Raw genomic sequence first — 17,102 nt, 5'->3', positions numbered from 1 at the left:
GTTACACCTTCATCGGATTTGGGATGTCGACAAACAGCGGTTTTTCTCCCCTAGATAAAAAACAGCTTGTAAAATTGGCTTTCGCGGGCAGGCTTTCGCTATACAGCAAATCATCAAGGTAAGGAAGCATCCTTTCGTCCGCTCTCGAACGCTCTTGTTGGAGCACGTCCTGGACGATTCGCCAGTATGGCTCTTCAGCTTCACGGCTATGGGCCGCAATCGTATGGACTAGTGAACCTAAGTGATTCACGAAGAAATAATATTTTGTTCTCATCCAAGCTTCAGACTCTTCGTAGAGAACAGGACTGTTCTCTGCCAGCAGCGTTTGAGTCCAGCCAGCTTCTACTGCCTTACGGCGGTCGATGCTTACGCCTTCGAGATCGCGGACATAGAAGCAATCGGGCATGCCCTTCTTCAAGGACACTAGCGAGTTCTGCAAATGAGCCTCGAAGGAAATTCCCTGCTCGGCTAGAAGGCGCAGCAGCGATACCATCGAGATTCGCAAGTATGCAGCCAGCCACTTCCGCAAGTCAGGCAGTGTTCCTTGCCCGCTTTGTCTAATTGCCTGGATCAGTTTAGGCTCCGTTTGCCCTGGCAAGCTTTCTAACACCGAAGCCAGCACGTACGTGAATGGGTTAGGAAGCTTCATTGGACGGTAAATGACCGTGAAACAAGCTGACCATTCCTCTGGCATCTCTGCCAACCGAACACTGCTGTAACCCGTTTCGGAAAGAATCTGAAAATGATCCTTGTTGCACGCATCCTTAAGATGATGCAGCACGCGTGCCGCATCCATCGTCCGTTCTGCTTGCTCCTGCGTATTCTCACGCAGCAGATTCGTGATGCGAACATGCAGCGGCAGCTTGAAGCCGTAGCCTCCGGCCGGTTCCCACACTGTTCTTACCGATGAAGTCGGATATACGACAGGACCGCATAAACCAAGGCTGATGATATCCGATTTCTTCATCCTTTCCTGAATTTGCGGCTGGCGCAGGATATGAACCGCCTGCCAAGGATGCATAGGCAGCAATTTGTAGTTTCCTGCTGCATCGCCTAACTGCTGACGCGCATGCAAGGTAGCGAAAGGCCGAAGCGCCACGGCTTCTTCTCCATCCAGCCACTCTTCATGCACCAGCTCCTTGCGGACTGCAAAATAATGCAGTTGAAAGGATGCACCCATCTCAGGGCTGTAAGCGGCAAGTTCGCTAAAGTCAAAACCTTCGGTGCTTTTCGGATAAGGATGAAACGGATGACCGAAATAGAGCGATTGCTCCGAGCGGATATATTCCGGCTTCCAGGCGAGCTCCGCCTGGGTTTGATTCAGAAAATGCTCCATATATAGGCTCATTTTCCGGTAACTATTGTCGATTCGGGATCTTACCCGCTGTTCGTCACTAAGACCATTTTCAGCCTTTTCACTTCTTCCCAGCTCTGCGAGCAGCAGCGTAAGCAACCGTTCCATGTTCAGTTCACGAAATACACCACCGGATATGGCTTCATAAAAAAATGATCCATACGTATGCTGACCAATAGCCGAGTAATACGTTATGGCCCCGGTGATCGTTTTGCCGATCATGGGAAGATGAAGCATAAACGGATCGCCTTGCTTAGGAAAAGAATCAATAAAATATCGTAATCCGGGGATTGCTGCCCTAGGGTCTCTTTCCCCGGTTTCTCTCAAATAGCTGTTTAGCAATGCGCGTATGGTCGCCGTTTCCGCCAGCTCCGTACTTTTCGCGGCTGCGTCCGTTTGCTGTTGTAACATCCGTGGTCGATCTCTCCTCTCTCTGCCGCTCCGCTCACGCATCCAAAGCAGCGCAGGCCGCACGAACAGCTTCACTGAACAGACGCGCAATTTCATCCAATTGCTGCTGCGTGACGATGAGCGGTGGCAAGAACCGCATGACGGAAGAATGTCTGCCGCCGACTTCAAGGATCAGCCCCCTGTTGAAGCACTCCTGCTGTATCCGTCTAGCCAACTCGGGATACTGGGGATAATGGCCAAGCCGGTCCAACGAAGCTTTCGCGTTGACGATTTCTACGCCGACCATTAAGCCTCTTCCACGCACATCTCCGATACAGTTCACATCAAGTTTCAGCTCGTTTAAATGATTGCGTAGATGTTGGCCGAGTTTCTCCACTTTGCCTGGTACATCATGCTCCTTAATGAACTTCAGTGTAGCCAGACCTGCTGCCATGGCCATCTGATTGCCCCGGAACGTACCGATATGCGCGCCCGGCTTCCATACATCCAATTTGCTGTTATAAATGACGACCGATAGCGGCAAGCTTCCGCCAATTGCTTTGGACAGCACCAGCACATCCGGAATGATGCCGGCATGCTCGAATGCGAACAGCTTGCCGGTCCGGCCAAGCCCAGTTTGCACCTCATCAATAATGAGTGGAATATTCCGCTCTTGCGTAATTCTCCGCATTTCGCGGAGCCACTCCACAGGTGCAGGAATAGATCCGCCTTCGCCTTGCACAACTTCAAAAATCATGCCAGCTGGTGAAACAATGCCGCTTTCGGGATCGTCGAGTAAATTTTCGATATAACGGGAGGAAAGCTCATGTGTTTGTTCTCCGCCGACGCCAAACGGGCAGCGATAGGCATAGGGGTATGGCATGAAGTGTACGTCTGGAATCAGGCCGTTCACCTTTTCTTTTTGCCCAAGCGTTCCGCTAAGGCTCATAGCCGCATGGGTGGATCCGTGGTACCCGCCTTGGAAGGACAGGATGCTGCGGTTGCCCGTAGCCGTTTTGACAAGCTTAATCGCCGCTTCGATGGCGTCTCCGCCTGTCGGACCGCAAAACTGGATGCGTGCGTTCTTGGCGAATTCCTCCGGCAAGCTGGCAAACAGCTCATCCACGAATTGCTCCTTCAGCGGAGTCGTCAAATCCAGTGTGTGCAGCGGTCGTTTGCTGTCCAACATTTGCTTGATCGCATCAACGACCACAGGATGATTGTGACCGAGCGCAAGCGTCCCGGCTCCTGCAAGGCAATCGTAATACACCTTGCCGTCCATATCTTTTACGTAAATTCCCTCCGCTTCTTGTATCGCAATCGGAAGCCTTCTAGGATACGATCTCGCATTGGATTCCCGCTGCGATTGGCTTTCGAGATAGCGCGTATTTTGGGACTGTTCCGTGACAGTAAGATTAACCATTATTGCTTCACTCCTTCAGATCTTGTTTATTTGACATTGTTTTATGATAATGATAATCATTATCAGTTAACATCATCAGCATACCAAACAAGTCCGAAACCCGTAAATTCTCCAATCAGATAATATCACTACTCCGATTGAAGCATGACCTTACTCTCACTGCCCCCATACTGCAGTATTTTCTTCACCGTATAAATAAAATCTGCGCCCGAAACATCGATATTGAGCACTTTTTTCATATTCTGAATATGTTTCTTGACGGTATTCACACTCACATAAAGCTCTTCTGCTATTCGTTTAATCGAATAATGGTTGCAGAGCATCTCGGCGATTTGCCGTTGCCTCTCGCTTAAGCTATCCATTTTCCCGCTTTGCAGATCATCCCCATCCTTCTCACCACTCGCCACCGCTGGCGAAGAAAGCCGATCTTCCTGATCGGCTCCCCCATATTCAATCGTGACTTTCACCGACTCATTTATTTTAAGCCGCATTACCTGATCAACGACAATTTGATGCAAATCGATCAGCTTAGCACGCGCCAATTCATCCTCCGCACTGGAATCGATCGTCAAACGCACTTTGGTTAAGGTCATATTCTCTTCTCCATCCGTATATAGTAGGTGACTCTCACACTAGTATCTCTATACCGTCAGCAAATCTTCTTGCAGGAAAGCTACTGCGATCTCATCCAAAATAAGATCGATGGCAATAGGACCGTAATATCCGATCCACATTGTTGTATTAACCGAGTACACTTGATTGGCTTGCACAGCTCTTAGACGCTGCCACTCTTCGGATTTCTGATATTCACTAATCAATTCTTTGTTGGAATCGTCCGTTAAAACTAGTAAACGATCGACATGTTGAAGCGACTCCAGGGAAATCCACTTGCTGGATCTCTCCCTGTCCTTAGCGCAATCCGGAGCTTGAATCCCTAGATCTCTATACAAGATATCTGCTGTGCGATGTGCAATCGTATGAAGCCGAATCTTACGATCTCGCGGCCTGATCAAAGCAACAGTCTCGCCGCCCAACTTGCTTGCCAGCGCAGCTTGCAGAGTTGCGATCTTATGCTCATAGGAGACCAATACGTCAGGTACCTCTTGCTCTTTGTCCAAAATTTGCGCGAATGTTTGAAGCGTGGAACGCCAATCCGCATTCCGATCCAGCAGCAGCGTCGGCGCGATCTGAGCAAGCTCATCATATTTATGTGCCTGAAACTCCGTGCAAATAATAAGATCGGGCTTTACCAGCTTAATCGCTTCGAGATCAGGCTTCTCTTTAGTCCCCATCAATTGGATGCCACTCAGCTGATGTGAGAGATAGGCAGGGAATTCCGAAACATCCGATGTAGCAATCACCGTGCCAACGGGCTGTTTGCCAAGCGCCAACAGCTGGTCGATATATTGCGCATCAAGGACAACCATTTTCTCAGGTATTTTGTCCAGAGGCAGTTCGCCTTTAAGATGTGTGATCGTTCGAGTTGTATGTACAGCAGTCATAGCAGTCGACTCTGACGTCCCTCCGACGACTGCCGAAGATTGTACCAAAGCTCTTTTCGTATAAGCTGAACTCCCGTCTGCCTGAGCACTTACAGCGGCTGGTCCTGAACATACACTAAGGAGCAAGGCAAGCGTCAGCATGAAGCCAACGGCAATAGAAGACTTTGGACTTGAGTCGGCATAGGCTGCCATACCTCTACCCAAATCTTGATAATGATATTCATCCTCACCTAACCCACTATACTTTTGCAATTTACTGGGAACAATGGGCAATCGCGACAAAACCAATGGATTTTGACGACCGAAATCAGCCTGACCCGACTTCTCCCTAAATCGGCCAGGAGAGACGCCAACATGCTTTTTAAATATTCGGCTAAAATAGTAACTGTCCGTATATCCAACGTCCTCTGCGATTTCAGTAATCGGTACGTCCGTGTGTTGCAGAAGCGATTTCGCTTTCCCCAGCCGGACCTGCATCAAATATTCCATCGGCCCCATGCTTACCTTCGCTTTGAATAGCCGCTGCAGTTGCCGTCCGTTGCAGTCCAGCAGCTCCGCCAATCCCTGAAGCGTAATTTGCTCCGCATAACGTTCCTGCATATAGCGAATCGCTTGGCCGACAGGCTCTGGGCTTGTCATTTCGCCGCCCTGCTCCTGCAACTGCTGCAGCATCACATAGACAAACTGATGGAATAACGCTTTGACGTGGAACTTTTCCAATGCGCCAAGCTGTGTCCATTGTTGGTGCATTTCTTCCATCTGCAGATACAAGGAGAGCGAACGCTGCGGCATAAATCCAAACTGCCATTTAAATGGATTATTTTTCTCCTGCAGCCGCAGCAGATCTTTCCTGGCAGGAAGCGCCAGAACGGCTTTATAGAACACCATAAAATACTCAAAAGTTTCCATAACATTGACAATATCAAGAAAAGTGCCTTTGCCCGCATGACAAACATGACATTTATCCGCTGAATACACCGTATGATCAACCAGCAACTGTGCCCTCCCCCGAGATGCATACAGAAATACACTCGCCGGAAGCTGATAACCATGTATACTTTCACCTGGCTGCAAAATCGTACGACGCACGTCCAACACTTTCAGCGCCGCATGATTCCAAAGCAAGATTTGCTCCTGAAAAGACAATATTCGTTCACCTCCTGGTATTTGTTGGGTGATTACCTATTCACTAGCTTTATTATATTGATACTGATAATCAATATCAATTGTTTTATCTAAAAAACCCTTAATATCCATTCCTCTCCAATCCAAAAAAAAGAAAAAGGCCTCCCCCGAGTCATCAAATGACCGAGAGAGTGCCTTTTTTCAGCTATACTACTATCCAATTAACGGAGCTGCTTGCCCCAATGTGCCCTCTACCTCGTTTCCTTCTTTGCGCCAATACTCAATTCCGCCTAACATCTCTTTCACTCTAAATCCCAGTCCAGATAAACGGGCTGCGCCTTTCGTACCACCATTGCATGCCGGCCCCCAGCAGTAGACAACAATCACTTGGTCTTTGGAAAATGCAGCCGTCGTCTCTTCATTGATCTGGTTGGACGGCACATTCATTGCGCCGGGGATATGACATTCCGTATACGCCTTATTGCTCCTCACATCAATCAGCAGGAAATCATTGACTCCATGCTGCATGTCATAGCGCACATCCGCTACATCCGTTTCGACCGCTAATTTATTCATAAAATGGCGATGTACAGCCTCCGGTGAAGCAGCAGGCGTTTCCAGGACTAGCGAAATTACAGGTTGATTGTTCATAATGAAGACCTCCATTTGAGTGTTATTTTCAATCGCTGAATGACTTGAATTGACTATAACACGTTCCTGAACCATGGAGTTATCGATAGAATTCGATACTATACTTCATTCATTTTGATAATTGGATGCACCGAGAACGTCTAAGAAGCCGGTAAATGCTTTGGACTGCCATTTTTTCTTCGAATAAATAAGCTGCGTATAAAATTTAAAATCCGGATGAACAATCGGAACCGCGGCCAGCCGGCCTTTTTGAATATCCTCAGCAACAACAATGCGCGGCAATAACGCAATGCCAAGTCCGTACATGACGCACTGCTTGATTGCTTCCAGATTTCCGAATTCGTAAGACATAGAATAGGGAATTTGATTGCTTTTAAGCGTCCTAAGCAGCATGGCCCTGTACGTGCAGCCCTCTTCCGTTAAAATTAAAGATTCTTTTTCCAAATCTCCGATCTGCACACCATCGATACCGGCGGCAAATTTGTGCGCAGGACTAGCGATGATAACCAGTTCTTCCTCTCTTAACATGTGGCAATACAGCTCAGGATCGCTAAAAGGCGAATCCAAAATGATGCCCAAATCAAGGGTCCCCTCTTTGACAGCTTCAATAATGAAAGGCTCGTTGCCCGGTTGAATCGTCACATTGATTTCCGGGAAATGCTGGCGGTACGTCTGTAGATGCGGCGGAAGGAAAAAAGCGGCTAACGTTTCTATCGTTCCAATGGAAAGTATACCTTTGGACTGCCGGGAAACGACCTCTTTAGACTCCTCATGGAGCCTGTAAATGTCGTTGGCATACTGAAGTAGCGCCTCGCCGGCAAGCGTCAGCTTCATACTTCTTCCAAACCGCTCTACAAGAACGGCACCGTATGCTTCCTCCAGCTTTTGAATTTGAGTCGTAATACTCGACTGCGCATACCCGAGCACTTCCGCGGCGCGTGTGTAGCTTCCCCATTTGGCTACTTCACGAAAGGTTTTTAAATACGTTAACTCCACTATGGATGACCTCTCTTCCTGCAAACATATTATCTACATCGTACCACACCCGGGCACTAAAAAAGCCACCGAACCTCGGCAGCCTTCATCTTCCTGATTCTATTTAAAGGTCTTTGGCAAAATGGGGTTTACTATAATGACTAACGCCCCCGGAACCAACCAACACCCTGCCGCCTTTATTGAAGGTGATTAATTTGCTTGACCCGTTATTCAGCAAAACGGTCACTTTGGCCTGATTGGCCGTCGCAATATAGATGATATACCCGCTTCTGCCTATCACCGTCCGCCAGTTTTTATCGAACTCCGATCTCGCGACCCGATTCGAATACACCTGATTTTCCGATCTGGCTGCCTGTGTCTTTTTCATGAAACCTCACCCGCTTCCTGCTAGAAATACGATTCCCTATATCGTATGCAAGAGTTCTAGTTTGGCATGGACAGGTTTAGCTGTGGGTGATAAAGATTATTGCTAATGAAGAATGTGTGTAAATCATACTTAAGCGTCATGGCGAGCATATTGTTTTCCTGTGTAAAAATTAAAAGCTTTGGGGTGTACGTATCCGACTGACTTACAAATAAGACGACTTGCGTCACCGTGCCCTTTAGCCATGAATTGTTGATTTTCAAAGGGGGAGCAAGCTCAATTTTAATCGCTATTCCATTATCTGGCTCAATGTTCATAGAACCTACAGGACCTTCAATCGCTGCTAGCCACTTCTCTACTTCGTTCTGCAAGTTGCCCGAATGGGGAATACTCTTCACGACCTCCCCCTTCTGAATGTCAAACACCTCTGCCCCGTCAGCAGCTGAAACTGGATTATAACTGGCACTCAACAGGAGGACAACCGTCCAAATGCACATAAATATTCTCAAAATAACGCCCTCACATTCATCTTATTTGCAGTTAGCTTGTGCAGATGAAGGAAGTTTACTACAAATGGCCAATTAAATCCGGCAGCCGATCCCACTGCTCAGTCAGCCACTCCATCTCCTGCAAAAACCGCACCGGGACGCCAGTCTCCTCATAAATCTCCGTACGAAGCCACCAAACGGATTCAATTAAATACAGCAACTGAACAGCTTGCAGAAGTTTTCCCCTGGGCGCTTCAGCATGTTCCCGATACCCATCTAAAAACGCCTGAACCGCATCCACTCGCATCCAGCCCATCTCCCATGCACTGGACAACACAGCGCGAGCGATATCAATTTCTGGATAAGCCACATCCATCCGGTCAAAATCGACGATCGCCGCTATCCCCTTTGCATCCAGCAGCAGATTATCCGCCCACAGATCCCAGTGCAGCCAGCCGACCGGGCACTCCGAAAACCGTTTAAAATCCAGCGTCTGGATGTTCCTGATCACCTTTTCCAGCAAGGCAGTGAGTCGCAAGTTATTGCTCTGTATCGCTTGCTCCAGGTTAGCTCGAAGCTCCTTCAGACATGCTGCTCGATCCGGTTTCCATGCTTGTTTGGCTAGCGGAACCTGTTGAAGCAGTTGATGCATATGACCTGTTGTTTTACCCAAATCAACCACATGAGAATGGCCCATGCTGCCGGGAATAGGCACATTCCCCTCCACCCAGTTCATGGTCACATAATGGTGGCCAGCCGGGGTCTCTTGCACGAACATTCCCTCCGAGGAGGCATAAACTTCTGGACAAGCCAAACCCGACTCATGCAATCGCTGCTGCAAAGATAGAGTCAACTCTATCTTTTTCCTTTTCTCGGATACATGCAGCTTATACCGATCCGGATGATAAAACTTAACGAATACAGGACCATGCTCTGTCGCAAACCGCCATTTCACATTCAGCCAACCTCTATTAAGCCGGCAAGCATCCGTAACGCTCCTACCAAACTTCTCATAAATATCGCTTACGATTTCCTCCAGCACCTGGTTGATCTCGACCATCGTATTTGCTCCTTGTCCTATCACCGACATGTGGGAATATCCTATAGTTGGCGGTTTATGCACCAAATCCTGCAATCTCCACATTAAGTGTCTCTTCGGTGCAACCGTTGGACAGCAGGAGGGAACAACAGGCCGTTATTTGGGCAAAATCGGCATGTTTCCCTCGTGAAGTGAAACTACAGGACCCTATGCTCGCCCAGGGAGGCCTTTCCAGCTCAAAAACGACAAAATAGAGTACCGTAGTTCCCACCCCACAGCCAAATCGCTGGTTCCAGCCAAAATAGAGGACCATAGTTCCCCTAGCTCGCGCTCCCCTTCTCTTCAAAACACAAAAAAGCCCCGAAAGGTCTTTCCAGACCTTCCAGGGCTATCCTACGCCTCTTCTTCCGTCTTGGCGAACTGCGTGCTGTACAGCCGCGCGTACAGCCCGTCAAGAGCCAACAGCTCGCGGTGCGTGCCCCGCTCCACGACGCTGCCCGCTTCGATCACCAGAATGTGATCGGCGGCCAGCACCGTGGAGAGCCGGTGCGCGATCACGAGCGTCGTGCGCCCTTGCATCAGCTCCTCGAGCGCCGCCTGCACATAGGACTCGGATTCCGAGTCCAGGTGCGACGTCGCCTCATCGAGGATGAGGATGCGCGGGCGCTTCAGGATCGCGCGAGCAATCGCGATCCGTTGGCGCTCGCCGCCGGAGAGCCGGTGCCCGCGCTCTCCGACCATCGTGTCGTACCCTTCGGGGAGCGACACGATGAAATCGTGGATGTAGGCCTGGCGGCACGCGGCCTCCATCTCCTCACGCGTAGCGTCCTCCCGCGCGAAGCGCAGGTTGTCGCCAATCGTCGCGTGGAACAGAAACGATTCCTGCGTCACGTACGCGATTTGCGCGCGCAGCGAGGCAAGCCCTACGCCGCGGACGTTCACGCCGTCGACCTCGACGATCCCTTCCGTCGGGTCGTACAGCCGCGCGATCATGCCGATCAGCGTCGATTTGCCGGCGCCGCTCGGGCCGACGAGCGCGATCATTTCGCCCGGCTGCGCCTCGAACGTGACGTCGCGCAGCGCGTACTGCCCAGGCTTATAAGCGAAGGAAACTTGCTTATAAGCCACTCGCCCCGCCACTTGGCTCAGCGGCCGCGCATCAGGAGCATCCATGACATCGGGCACCATGTCCTGATATTCAAAAATCCGCTGAAATACCCCCAGCGCCGTCCCAACTTCTACCTGTAGGTTCAACAGTGTGCCTACAGGCATATACAGTCGGCCGAGATAGGCCGAGAAAGCAACAATCGCCCCAAGCGACATGGTGCCGGAAATCACGGAATAACCGCCATACAAGTAAATAATGGCTGTACCAAGCGGCCCGAGCGTACTCGTCGCCATCCCGAACCATCGGCCGACCAGATTAAGCCGCAGCTCCAGATCCATCACCTTCTGGTTCATCGCCTTGAATTCAGCCTCCTGCTGACGCTCCCTGCCGAAAATACGGGTCAACAAGGCACCGGAGATGCCGAAGTTTTCACTCAGCTGCGAGGTAATATCGGACCTCACCTTTTGCGTTTCGATGCGAAGCGCCTTGCGCAGCTTGGAAACCTTTTTAACCGGCATCATGAAAAGAGGAAGAATCAGCACAGCGATAATGGCCAATTTCCAATCCAGGGCAAACAAGATCCCAATCGTTGTCGCAACAATGACAAGCTGAGTGATGGAAGACACCACAAGCGAGGTCACCACTCCTTGAACGGCCTGCACATCCCCTGTAATCCGCTGCACGATTTCACCCGATCTGGCATCCGTGTAGAAGGCCATCGACTGGCGCTGCAAATTTTGAAACAAAGACAACCCCAAATCCCGGATTACCCCTTGCGTTACTTTGGTATTGAGATGATTTTGCCATACGCCCAGCACGCCGCTCACGACCGGAAGCAGCAGCATCAGCATCGCCATCTCGGCCAGCAGCCTCATACTTCCTTGCGGAATCGCCTGGTCAATGATCTCCTTCATGACCAAAGGCGGGATCAATCCGACCACAGCTGCAAGCAGCGCCAATCCGATAATGCCTAACAGTTGTCCCCAGTACCCTCGGAATAAGGTCAGTATTCTTTTAACCGACACATCCTTCAATTTCGCTTTAGGCCGGTCCCTATCGGATAGACGCCTCATATCGCCTGGTGCCATTTTCGTCCCTCCATTCTGTTACTTAAACTGTCTATGCAAGAGGAAATGCGTGCCGAATCGCTTCCACGACTTCATCCGCCATATTCATAACCCTGTAAAGCGACGTGGTTTGCAAAATGTTATACTGCCTAGGCCCATCCACGTTGACAATGGCGGCAATGGTATAATCGCCAACCTGCGGTAGATCTTTGCCAACCGACTTCCCTGGCGCCAGGGGCTGATTCGATACTTGGTACATGCCTACCGACAGCTTTTGACCCAAACAAGCATCTATCGCAATAACGACATGGCCCTGCGGGATTTCCTGCAGACGCTCCGCAATATTACTGGCATCGCAAGGTGCCTCCAACGTCCCTATGACATGAGGATACCCACTTTGAACGAGCTTGCTGCCTACTAACGGCCCCAAGGCATCACCGCTTGATCGGTCTGTCCCGATACATACAAAAAAGAGCGCGCTTGGCTCCATTTCAGACGACTTTTCAATAGTTGCAAGAAAGGAAGCTAACTGCTCGCCATTCATTTTTTTCCAAAATTGCTCCCGTCTGTCTAATGTTTCTCCCATCCATCATTACCCCCTCTTACAAGCTTCCAGCAAAAATTTCCCCCTACCAAGGATGAATGATATAATGCGATCAACTTCTATTCTTCCATAAGGAGGTATCCTGTGTCCACTCTCGGCATCATCGCTCTTCTGACCCTCCTGTATTGGTTATACGTCACTGTGGATGTGCTAAAAGGTTTGCCCAACCTGCGAACGCTGCCTAAGTCTCCGCTCACTCCTTTCTCGGACAAGCCACCGCTCGTATCCGTCATCATCGCCGCCAAAGAAGAGGAATCGACAATCCGCGAAACCGTCAAGCATCTCCTTTCGCAAAATTACCCGCGCCTCGAGATCATCGCCGTGAATGATCGATCCCGGGACGCTACCGGTGTCCGGTTGGAGGAGCTGCGCAAGTGGTCGGAAGGTAAGGGGGACATCCGTACCAAACTGCAAATCATTCACATCACGCATCTGCCGGATGGTTGGCTTGGCAAAAACCATGCGCTATACCAAGGCTATCTCCAGGCCAGAGGGCAGTATTTGCTTTTTACAGATGCGGATATTCTTTTTGCTCCCGGTACGATCACCGACGCGGTCGCCTATATGAAGGAACAGGATGTGCACCATCTCACGCTGACCCCCAATATGTTTGCGCGAGGCGCTCTACTCAAGGGATTCGTTCATTTCTTTCTGTTCTCATTTTCTTTGTTCGTTCGACCTTGGCGCGCAAATATCGACAACGCGAAAGGAACAGGCATCGGGATCGGAGCCTTCAATATGGTAAGCCGGAGCGCTTATGAAGCAATTGGCATGCATAAAGCGATCGCATTACGACCTGACGATGATCTACAGTTAGGCATTTTCCTCAAAAGAGCAGGTTACCGCCAAAGAGTGCTGTCTGCCAAACACCTGCTTCAAGTGGAATGGTACCGTTCGCTCAAAGATGCGGTAATCGGTCTGGAAAAAAACCTTTTTTCCGGCTTTCGTTACAGCTACCTAGTCGCATTGCTCGCTTGTTTGGGACAGATCGGCTTTTTTATATGCCCATGGCTTGGACTCCTCCTCCTCTGGGATTGGCGCGGAGCCGTCTATGCGGTTGCTGTTATCCTGCAAATCTGGCTCTATCGCAAGCTAGTGTCCCGATTAATGAGCCTCAGAGGTGATTCCGCCTATCTGCTTCCCGTCAGCGCTTCACTGCTTGTCTATACTATGATTCGCTCCGTTTGGCTTACTTGGAAACAAGGCGGCATTTACTGGAGAGGCACTTTTTATTCGCTTCGTGAACTTAAAAGAAGTAAGAGGTAACCTTGGACAAACGCCAAATAAGCGTTACTCGACAGAGCAAAGCTTACCCTCACGGTATGTGGCATCATTTTATCGTTTATCGTTCTAGTGAACACGATTCATCCGTACAACCCTATAATACAAATGGCTGCTCGGCTCTTGTTCCACTTCCAAATACCCCTCCGCATGCACATAATCTCCCGTAATGAACGTGGAAGCATCTAACGAACTGGAGTGTGTAAGGAACAGGAGCGCGGCTTTATCGTTTCCTACGACGAAACCCGTTTGTTCTTTAACTTGAAATTTATCTAAAATGGTGCCATGATGCGACCTTGCAATATGGTGGAACTTCCAGGAATCATTTTCCTTAATCAGAAAATACAAGACGCGATTCTTGTGATTGTTGCTAAACTCCCTCGTAACACCAATCATACAGATTTTTTCACCAAGACTCAGATACTCGTCGATTACATAAGATTTCAAGCGCAATCTCAGCACATTCTTATGTTGAATATAGGCTTCCATTTCTTCAACTGTTCGCTGATCTTTCGGATCCTGCTTCGTTGCGTAAAATACTTCTTTGATAAACGTATCCGTTTGCAGGCTTCTAGCCCCTTTGAAATGATTGTATGTACGGAAAAACTGCTGAATAACTTCCCTGATCTCATCTGGCATTGCAGGTCCCTTATCCACGGTATACATGCTATCTGCTACACTCGAATGTCTCTTTTTATGAAACCAACTCTTCCAGACACTTAATTGCATGCGCTCGTGTTCACCTGCTCTTTCTTTCTTCCAAACATTTCTTCATTATAGGCTAAAAACCATAAAATTTCGATAAAAATCGCATGATTCTGCGAACGAAAAAAAACACCTGCCTTCTACGCCTTTCATTCGAAAGATCATAGAAACAAGTGTTCGATAGTCCTATCTTTACAGAACTCTTCTCGCTCCGACATACCTTGCGCTCCAATAAGCGCTTGAAAGGCTATCCACAGCCACGCCTCTGGATGTTGTCGCTGAAATGAATTGATCGTTGCCGAGATAAATGCCTACGTGATTCACTGTTTTCGAAGCAAAAAATACCAAGTCTCCGGCTTTCAAATCCGTCACTTTCGTACCTGCTTCACTGTGCATCTCCGCTGACGTACGGGGCAAATCGATCCCCTTCGCTTGATAGAGGAACCGCACAAAACCGGAGCAATCAAAACCACTCGGCGTCGTTCCACCCCATACATAACGCACGCCCATATAGGAGTTAGCCGTCTGAATAATTTGCTCACTCACTGACGGAACAACGGGGGCGGCTGCCACCTTAGGTGCCGGTGCTGGAGCTGGTGGTGGCGGCGCGATCCAGGCTGGCTTGTGCGATTTTCCATCCACATCCACAATCGCGATCTGATTGGCTTCATTCCATTCAATTGGCGAACCGAAGGTTTCCGTGATGAAACGCAGTGGGACATATGTATTCCCTTGGTACACGGTTGGACTGCTTTCCAAACTGATCTTCTTACTGTTCACAAGCGCTTGTTGCTGCTCTGTAATGAGTAAGATGGATTGCTGCTTGTTAACCAGTGTGACCTCGATTTGATCCTCTTGCTTCTCCCAGCTCACCTGATAGCCCAGCTTCTCAGATAATACTCGGAGTGGAACTTGCATGATGCCCTTCTCATCAATGTAAGGCTGAACTTCCGGAAACTTCAGAAGCTCATCATTGACTTGCACCTTAACAGGGCGGTCCGTAGGCGCGGATGCAGCCTGAGCGGAATGTGCTGTAAACATCGGTACTGCGGCGCATAATAGTGCGCATGAACAAATAAGACGTGAAGAAAAAGATTTCAAAACCTTGCCTCCTTGACGCCTCCGAGGTTAGTTGACGGGTTCGGGAAGAGGTTTTCCCTAGTACGCTCAGCTAGCAGCGCTCATTCACCCCAAATAAAGAAGTCCCCCGTACCAGAGCTTGCGATGCTCCAAGATTCGGCATTTTTTGTCTATGTTAGACTAGCATAGTTTAAATGGTAGGTACAACCTTTGCAAAACGGTAAGTTTTACCAATGAATTTTGTCGCATATTGCGTACGGAATACTAGGGATAATGGGCAAAAAAAACCACCCTAGTGGGTGGTTTTGCCTGCGATTAGGTGTAGCCGATTACGGATAGCGCACGATCGCTGACTGTGTTCAAAGTTGCTAACTCTGAGGCGGTTAATGCTAATGAGGCCGCTTTGATATTATTTTCAAGATGATGCTCATCCTGTGTCCCTATAATAGCTGAAGTAAGTGCTTCCTGGTGCAGCAGCCAAGCAATTGCGATCTGTGTCACGTTAGCGTCCTTGGCATCCGCCATTTCTTTCATGACAGCTAAAAGCTCTTTCTCCGCCTCCAAATGCTCCGGCAGGAACAGCCTTCTCTCCTTGCGGAAGTCTCCCTCTTTCAATGCCTTTCCATGAAGGTGGAAAGCACCTGTCAGAATCCCCTTGGCGATCGAGCTGTAGCTCATCACGCCAACGTTATGCTCCTGACAGAATGGCAAAATCTCTGGCTCGATAGCTCTGTGCAGCAAACTGTATTCCGGCTGAATCACATCGATTTGCGCGTAATTTACGGCTTCTTTCAGCTGCTCCAAAGAAAAATTCGAAACGCCGATAGCCCGGATCAAGCCTTCTTCTTTCAGCTTCACAAATTCACCAAGTGTATCCTGCACAGGGATCTCAAAACTTGGCCAGTGAATGTAATAAACATCTATGTAGTCAGTCTTCAAACGCTTCAAACTGTTTTCTGCCGATCTTCTTACATCTTGAGGAGCTAGATTGCTTCGGCTCACCTTCGTCGTAATAATGCATTGCTTACGTATATCCGACAGAGCAGCTCCGACGATCTCTTCCGAGTGTCCATTGCCGTAGCCTTCAGCTGTATCAAACGTTGTGATGCCCAGCTCGAACGCTTTACGGATGAGCTCGATATTATTTTGGTCGTTCGTGAACTCCCAAGGACCTCCTCCGAGCTCCCAACAGCCAAATGTTATGTTTGAGATGTCAAAACCTGCATGTCCTAACTTTTTCACTTTCATAGTCGCCGACCTCATTTCATTGATCTCGTCTCACGATAATGCACACGTTAACAAAACAAGTATACCGCTTTCATTTACTTTTGCCAAGGAATGAGCGAGTTCGGCATCGGGTTAGGATGGTCTCCATAGCTGTACCATGTCTTTTCTGTACGTAACGGAACTACTGGCCTCTATTTAGTTGAAAAACGGTGCATCCGCCCCTCAGAGGGAACAGTGATCCGCTATTTTGCCGTTTTCGGGTGATGCGCCACTTTTTGGCGGCAAATAAAGCCCTGTAGTTCCCCTAAGCGGGAAATTCGGCTGATTTGCTCGAAATAGCGACCTCCACTTCCCTTCCGTTTCCCGCCCGCGCATAATCCCCATCCAACATGCCTCCTACGGAAGCAATCAGCGGTAGATTTGGACGCGCGTCCTACTCGAGATAACTCAAGCTGCCTTCACGGACGGCCGAACCCTTTGTGGGTTCTTTTCCCTTACCCGCACAAAAGAAAAAACCACCCGAAGGTGGCTCTTTCTTTTCTGTGAAGCGGGTGATGGGAATCGAACCCACGCTACCAGCTTGGAAGGCTGAAGTTCTACCATTGAACTACACCCGCGTAAATATCGGGATGACACGATTTGAACATGCGACCCCCTGCTCCCAAAGCAGGTGCTCTACCAAGCTGAGCTACATCCCG

At 49.2% G+C, this 17,102-nt stretch carries 16 protein-coding genes, 2 tRNA genes and 1 riboswitch; of the genes, 1 reads left to right on the top strand and 17 read right to left on the bottom strand.

Going from position 1 to position 17,102, the window contains the following annotated elements; all coding sequences use genetic code 11:
* Position 1: 1 nt before the first annotated feature.
* The 11 genes from AC3WTJ_RS33120 to yyaC all read right to left on the bottom strand — a co-directional run bounded on the left by AC3WTJ_RS33120 (position 2) and on the right by yyaC (position 12,093).
* Positions 2-1,765 (bottom strand): IucA/IucC family protein, encoded by a 1,764-nt coding sequence (locus tag AC3WTJ_RS33120; protein WP_492525480.1) that lies wholly within the window; start codon positions 1,763-1,765, stop codon positions 2-4.
* A gap of 34 nt (positions 1,766-1,799) precedes the next feature.
* The gene (locus AC3WTJ_RS33115) at positions 1,800-3,167 is read right to left on the bottom strand and encodes an aspartate aminotransferase family protein (RefSeq protein ID WP_492525479.1); all 1,368 of its coding nucleotides are present in this window, start codon (positions 3,165-3,167) and stop codon (positions 1,800-1,802) included.
* Between the two features lie 128 nt (positions 3,168-3,295).
* Positions 3,296-3,760: a helix-turn-helix transcriptional regulator gene (locus AC3WTJ_RS33110; protein WP_492525477.1), complete on the bottom strand. Its 465-nt coding sequence runs from the start codon at positions 3,758-3,760 to the stop codon at positions 3,296-3,298.
* A 48-nt stretch (positions 3,761-3,808) separates the two neighbouring features.
* On the bottom strand, positions 3,809-5,815 hold the full coding sequence (locus tag AC3WTJ_RS33105; protein ID WP_492525475.1) for a helix-turn-helix domain-containing protein: 2,007 nt from the start codon (positions 5,813-5,815) through the stop codon (positions 3,809-3,811).
* Positions 5,816-6,007: 192 nt separating this feature from the next.
* Positions 6,008-6,445, bottom strand: coding sequence for a rhodanese-like domain-containing protein (locus tag AC3WTJ_RS33100; protein ID WP_492525473.1), 438 nt, complete (start codon positions 6,443-6,445; stop codon positions 6,008-6,010).
* A 105-nt stretch (positions 6,446-6,550) separates the two neighbouring features.
* Positions 6,551-7,441, bottom strand: a complete 891-nt coding sequence (locus AC3WTJ_RS33095) for a LysR family transcriptional regulator (protein WP_492525471.1) — start codon at positions 7,439-7,441, stop codon at positions 6,551-6,553.
* Between the two features lie 103 nt (positions 7,442-7,544).
* Positions 7,545-7,808: a hypothetical protein gene (locus tag AC3WTJ_RS33090; RefSeq protein WP_492525469.1), complete on the bottom strand. Its 264-nt coding sequence runs from the start codon at positions 7,806-7,808 to the stop codon at positions 7,545-7,547.
* Between the two features lie 56 nt (positions 7,809-7,864).
* Positions 7,865-8,314: a hypothetical protein gene (locus tag AC3WTJ_RS33085; RefSeq protein ID WP_492525467.1), complete on the bottom strand. Its 450-nt coding sequence runs from the start codon at positions 8,312-8,314 to the stop codon at positions 7,865-7,867.
* Between the two features lie 58 nt (positions 8,315-8,372).
* On the bottom strand, positions 8,373-9,353 hold the full coding sequence (locus tag AC3WTJ_RS33080; protein ID WP_492525465.1) for a phosphotransferase enzyme family protein: 981 nt from the start codon (positions 9,351-9,353) through the stop codon (positions 8,373-8,375).
* Between the two features lie 372 nt (positions 9,354-9,725).
* The gene (locus AC3WTJ_RS33075) at positions 9,726-11,528 is read right to left on the bottom strand and encodes an ABC transporter ATP-binding protein (protein WP_492525463.1); all 1,803 of its coding nucleotides are present in this window, start codon (positions 11,526-11,528) and stop codon (positions 9,726-9,728) included.
* Between the two features lie 31 nt (positions 11,529-11,559).
* A complete protein-coding gene (gene yyaC / locus AC3WTJ_RS33070; protein WP_492525461.1) occupies positions 11,560-12,093 on the bottom strand; it encodes a spore protease YyaC in 534 nt (177 codons plus the stop codon).
* A 102-nt stretch (positions 12,094-12,195) separates the two neighbouring features.
* Between yyaC and AC3WTJ_RS33065 the strand changes: the two genes are divergently transcribed.
* Positions 12,196-13,377, top strand: coding sequence for a glycosyltransferase family 2 protein (locus AC3WTJ_RS33065; protein ID WP_492525459.1), 1,182 nt, complete (start codon positions 12,196-12,198; stop codon positions 13,375-13,377).
* An 84-nt stretch (positions 13,378-13,461) separates the two neighbouring features.
* On the opposite strand, the gene AC3WTJ_RS33060 is transcribed toward AC3WTJ_RS33065, so the two are convergent.
* The 6 genes from AC3WTJ_RS33060 to AC3WTJ_RS33035 form a co-directional block, all read right to left on the bottom strand.
* Entirely contained in the window at positions 13,462-14,121 is a 660-nt protein-coding gene (locus AC3WTJ_RS33060) for a hypothetical protein (protein ID WP_492525457.1), read from the bottom strand.
* A gap of 168 nt (positions 14,122-14,289) precedes the next feature.
* On the bottom strand, positions 14,290-15,198 hold the full coding sequence (locus AC3WTJ_RS33055) for a C40 family peptidase (protein ID WP_492525455.1): 909 nt from the start codon (positions 15,196-15,198) through the stop codon (positions 14,290-14,292).
* Position 15,199: 1 nt separating this feature from the next.
* Positions 15,200-15,349, bottom strand: a riboswitch (cyclic di-AMP (ydaO/yuaA leader).
* A 143-nt stretch (positions 15,350-15,492) separates the two neighbouring features.
* Positions 15,493-16,425: an aldo/keto reductase gene (locus tag AC3WTJ_RS33050; RefSeq protein WP_492525453.1), complete on the bottom strand. Its 933-nt coding sequence runs from the start codon at positions 16,423-16,425 to the stop codon at positions 15,493-15,495.
* Positions 16,426-16,626: 201 nt separating this feature from the next.
* Entirely contained in the window at positions 16,627-16,788 is a 162-nt protein-coding gene (locus AC3WTJ_RS33045) for a hypothetical protein (protein WP_492525451.1), read from the bottom strand.
* A gap of 162 nt (positions 16,789-16,950) precedes the next feature.
* Positions 16,951-17,021, bottom strand: a tRNA-Gly gene (locus tag AC3WTJ_RS33040).
* 7 nt (positions 17,022-17,028) lie between these two features.
* A tRNA-Pro gene (locus AC3WTJ_RS33035) sits at positions 17,029-17,102 on the bottom strand.

This window comes from Paenibacillus sp. FW101-FHT12H11, from assembly GCF_058790355.1.
This window is presented reverse-complemented; position numbering and strand designations above follow the sequence as displayed.